The 3689-nt window shown below is 51.9% G+C and carries 8 protein-coding genes; 4 read left to right on the top strand and 4 right to left on the bottom strand.

What is annotated here, in order from left to right; translation table 11 throughout:
• From RM425_RS21445 to RM425_RS21430, 4 genes are all read left to right on the top strand, one after another.
• The coding region (locus tag RM425_RS21445; protein WP_311347262.1) for a replication initiation protein at positions 1-809 on the top strand (809 nt) is incomplete at its 5' end.
• A gap of 3 nt (positions 810-812) precedes the next feature.
• Entirely contained in the window at positions 813-1055 is a 243-nt protein-coding gene (locus tag RM425_RS21440) for an HTH domain-containing protein (protein WP_003690220.1), read from the top strand.
• A 244-nt stretch (positions 1056-1299) separates the two neighbouring features.
• Positions 1300-1485: a DUF5397 family protein gene (locus RM425_RS21435; protein ID WP_003690223.1), complete on the top strand. Its 186-nt coding sequence runs from the start codon at positions 1300-1302 to the stop codon at positions 1483-1485.
• Positions 1485-1763, top strand: a complete 279-nt coding sequence (locus RM425_RS21430; protein ID WP_003690225.1) for an endoribonuclease VapD — start codon at positions 1485-1487, stop codon at positions 1761-1763. Before RM425_RS21435 ends, RM425_RS21430 begins: the two co-directional genes overlap by 1 nt.
• On the opposite strand, the gene RM425_RS21425 is transcribed toward RM425_RS21430, so the two are convergent.
• The 4 genes from RM425_RS21425 to RM425_RS21410 form a co-directional block, all read right to left on the bottom strand.
• Complete coding sequence (locus RM425_RS21425; RefSeq protein WP_003690227.1) at positions 1741-1995, bottom strand: Cryptic plasmid protein A; 255 nt, start codon at positions 1993-1995, stop codon at positions 1741-1743. The genes RM425_RS21430 and RM425_RS21425 overlap by 23 nt on opposite strands.
• Positions 1996-2041: 46 nt before the next feature.
• A complete protein-coding gene (locus tag RM425_RS21420; protein WP_003692168.1) occupies positions 2042-2629 on the bottom strand; it encodes an MbeB family mobilization protein in 588 nt (195 codons plus the stop codon).
• An 83-nt stretch (positions 2630-2712) separates the two neighbouring features.
• Positions 2713-3324, bottom strand: a complete 612-nt coding sequence (locus RM425_RS21415; protein WP_311347261.1) for a relaxase/mobilization nuclease domain-containing protein — start codon at positions 3322-3324, stop codon at positions 2713-2715.
• Between the two features lie 2 nt (positions 3325-3326).
• The coding region (locus tag RM425_RS21410) for a MobC family plasmid mobilization relaxosome protein (RefSeq protein WP_311347260.1) at positions 3327-3689 on the bottom strand (363 nt) is incomplete at its 5' end.

Below are 3689 nucleotides of genomic sequence, written 5' to 3'. Positions count from 1 at the left end.
ACTGCAAAGATTTCAAAGAAGCGCCTATGCTGGTGCGCTCTTACGCTGCCGCCATCAAACGCCGCTACATCCAAGTCAATCCGCCGCATCTGCGTGTGTTTATGCTCTTTGACTTGGATTACGAAGGGGCGGGGTTGGCTTGGGAAGACAATAATCTGCCTATGCCTGCTTGGGCGGCAATCAACAGGGAAAACGGCGGCGCACACCTTGCCTATGCGCTTTCCGCGCCTGTGCTGACGGCGGAATACGGTGGGAGACAAAAAGCCCTGCGCTATCTTGCTGCACTTGAAGCAGCATATAAGGCGAAATTGCGCGGTGATGTGGGCTTTGTATCGCTGATTACGAAAAATCCCGAACATCCGCATTGGCTGACGCTGCGCGGCGTTCCTGACGCAATCAGGGGCTACGATTTGGAGTATCTTGCGGATTTCGTGGATTTAGACAAGTTTAAGCCCTATATCGGTCGCTCTAACGTGGAAGCGGTCGGATTAAGCAGAAATTGCACGGTGTTTAACCTTGTGAGCCGTTGGGCGCACAAAAACGTGTTGGCGTTCAAACAGCAGGGCTACACGGTGCAAGGCTGGCTGAAAGAAGTGCATTACCAGTGTATGCGGGTAAATGGGGATTTCCCTGTCCCGATGTGGGAAAAAGAAGTGAAATGTATCTCCAAATCAATCGCTAACTGGGTTTGGTACAAGTTTGATATTGCAGCCAGCAATCGACGGTTTTCGGAATTGCAGGCTCATCGGAATAGTTTGCGGAAAACAACCATCAATGCAGGCAGAACAAAAATCATCACGGAGCTTTGAAATATGGCCTATCCAAAACTGAAAACCACCAAGCGAGACGTTACGGCTAAAGAACTGGCAAAACGCTTCGGCTGTTCCACAAGAACCGTTTTTCGGGCATGGTCGCAATCCCGCGCCGACTACCTAGCCGAAAACTCTATCAGCCGCGATAAACCGTGGGAACACTTCGGCATTTCCCGCGCCACTTGGTACAGGCGCGGCAAGCCTATGCCGTCTGAAACTGACAACCAAAGCGAAACAGCATGACAAGATACGCAATAAACCGCGATGCTCTGTACTCGGCATTCAAAGATTTTCTGTATTCGGAAATTAACGCAAATCCTGCTTTGAAAAGCGCAACGGTTGATGATCTTGCAGATATAGTTCTAGCCAAAAAATGGAGAATTTTTCTGCCTGACGGCATCAAACGCACAACAGCCGAAAAAGCTGCCCAACGGGTTTTGTACATGACAAACCAGCCTGAAAACCAAACCCAACAGGAGAACTAACCATGCAAACCACTATCCCCACCGGTTCAATCCGCACCTTTGGCGATTACGGCGTGATGTACATCGTCGGCACGCCTGCCGAACAGCTTCCGGACGGCGATTGGCTCGTAAATATTGAACTGCCGGAAAGCGGCGAACACACGCAATACAAACTGTCCCACATCGTTCAAGACCCAAAGGCTGCCTAATGTACGCGATTTCTTTTGATTTGGTGGTTGCCGATACCGCTCAAAACCATCCGAAAGGCATTTCCCAAGCCTACGCGGATATTGGATACACCCTGCGGAAATTCGGCTTTACCCGCATTCAGGGAAGTTTGTACACCTGCCAAAACGAAGATATGGCTAACCTGTTTTCAGCCATCAACGAGCTAAAAGCTCTGCCTTGGTTTCCGTCTTCTGTCCGCGATATTCGGGCGTTCCGCATTGAGCAGTGGTCTGATTTCACAAGTCTTGTGAAGTCTTAACTGCCTTACCGTCCAACATCCGCCGCAGCCCTGCCAGTTTTTGGCGCGCTGCGGCGTTTTCTGTGCGTTTTAGGGCTTCGGGTAGGCTAGCCCCCAATACTTTGGCGATATTGCTCGGATAGGGCTTTCTCGCGCCCGCAATGCGGGTTTCTGCTTCCGCTACGGCTTCTGCCCCGTAGGTCTCTATCAGCCATGCGGCTGTTCGCCTGTCGCGTTCGTTCTCGGTAATCATCGGCTCATTCCCCATCCCCTGCTTTGGGTTCGTTTGTGTCGTTGGCTTATCGTTTGGCTAGTTGATTCAAGATTTCGCTCTGCCGTTGCTGTATTTCGCTCTGCCGCTCTAACTCGGCTGCCAAGCTCGCTAGCTGCTGCGCTAAACTCGTGTTTTCCTGCTCTAGCTCTGCCAACCTTTCGCCCAAGTGCGTTAAGGCTTTCATCATTCGCTTCTCGGTCGCTACGCATACCCGCGTTGCTTTGCTGTTCTCGACTGGGCAATTTTCCAGTGTCAAACCTTTGGTCTTGGTTTCCAACAGGTCTAGGGTGCGCTCTGCTTCGGCTCTCTGCTGTTTCAAGTCGTCCAGCTCGTTCTTGACGCTCCATATCGCTATGAACAGCCCTGCTATGACTATCAACCCTGCCGCCGATATACCTAGCAAGCTCCACAGATAGGGCTTGAATACTGCCTTGCTCATGCGTAACTGCCGGGCGTTTATATCGGCGGTTATTTTCTGCTCGCTTTGCTTCAATGCCTCGTTGATATTTTTCCGTAACGTCTCTAAGTCTGCTTTCGTTTGTTGCTCTATGCTGGCGGCTTCGGTGCGTGATGTCTGCTCGAAGGTCTTCGCCAAATCGGAAATCTTGCTCATACAGTGCGCCTTTCAGTCGGATGTTGCGCCCTTTTGGGTCCGGGTTCTTGATGCTGATGCTGCTGATGGTCGCTCGTGATATTTCAAAACCTACCTTTTCCAGCGTTTCCAGCACGTCTGCGCGGCTTTTTAGCTTGCCTGATAGGGCTAGGGCTTCTAAGCCGTCTGTGATGCTCTGTGATGCTCTGTGCGGCTTCCTGCGTGTTTCTCGGCAGGTCTTTGGCTTGGGTCATGCTCTGCCGTTTGGCGGGGTCGTCTGGGTCGCTGTATCCGTGCGTCAGGTTCTGCATGGTGCGCCATGCGTCCACTCTTCCTCTGTCGGCGGCGTAGTAGTAGGGCTGTAACCGCTTTCCGCTCAAAAGCTCGATGTTCGGTATCACGAAGTTGAGTTCCAAACGCCCTTTGTCTCGGTGTTCTACCCATAGGCAGTTGTATTGGTCTTTGTCCAAGCCTGCAAAAATACACTCTTCGAAGCTGTCCATCAGGGCGTGTTTCTGTTCGGCGGGGATGTTGCTTTCTTCAAAGCTCAGGCAGCCGGCGGTGTATTTCTTGGCGTAATCGCTGCTGTTTATCAGGGCGGCGGTTTCTTCGGGGTCGCCGCGTAATAATCTGGCTTCTTCTCGGTCGCGGTCTTTGCCTAGAAGATAGTCTATCGGACCACTCCCGCCGCCTTTCCCCCTATTGAAAAACTGCACAATCATTGGGACTGCCATCCGTTCTTTTCTTTGGCTAAAAAATCCCGTAGGGAATTTAAGGAACGTTCCAACGCTGCCAGCTCGGTCGTCGCCTTGAGTGCTTCCACATTGCCCAACGTGCCGACCTTTGCGGCGGTGTTCAGGGCCTTGGCTATTTGGTTCAGGTTGTTACCCATGCCTGCAAGGACGCGCACGACTTCGGGCGGGAATTGGAATTTGACGGTTTTTTTGTCGGATGCTTTGCCATCTTCCAAAACCCGCTCCCGAATGTAGCGGGCTAAATTCGGATGGGTCTTCTGTCGGGTCAAAGTCTCAAACTCGGTCGGGCTGACTCGGATGATGAGTTGCTTTGTTCGCTTTTCGGC

The organism is Blastococcus goldschmidtiae (assembly GCF_031845325.1).
GTDB classification, from domain to species: Bacteria; Actinomycetota; Actinomycetes; order Mycobacteriales; family Geodermatophilaceae; genus Blastococcus; species Blastococcus goldschmidtiae.
Note: the sequence above shows the minus strand (reverse complement) of the source record. Positions and strands in the feature narration are given on the sequence as shown.

What these genes read in the sequence shown, in the direction of transcription:
- RM425_RS21440 (WP_003690220.1), top strand. Translation starts at nt 813, where the DNA reads ATGGCCTATCCAAAACTGAAAACCACCAAGCGAGACGTTACGGCTAAA.
- RM425_RS21435 (WP_003690223.1), top strand. Translation starts at nt 1,300, where the DNA reads ATGCAAACCACTATCCCCACCGGTTCAATCCGCACCTTTGGCGATTAC.
- RM425_RS21430 (WP_003690225.1), top strand. Translation starts at nt 1,485, where the DNA reads ATGTACGCGATTTCTTTTGATTTGGTGGTTGCCGATACCGCTCAAAAC.
- RM425_RS21425 (WP_003690227.1), bottom strand. Translation starts at nt 1,995, where the DNA reads ATGATTACCGAGAACGAACGCGACAGGCGAACAGCCGCATGGCTGATA.
- RM425_RS21420 (WP_003692168.1), bottom strand. Translation starts at nt 2,629, where the DNA reads ATGAGCAAGATTTCCGATTTGGCGAAGACCTTCGAGCAGACATCACGC.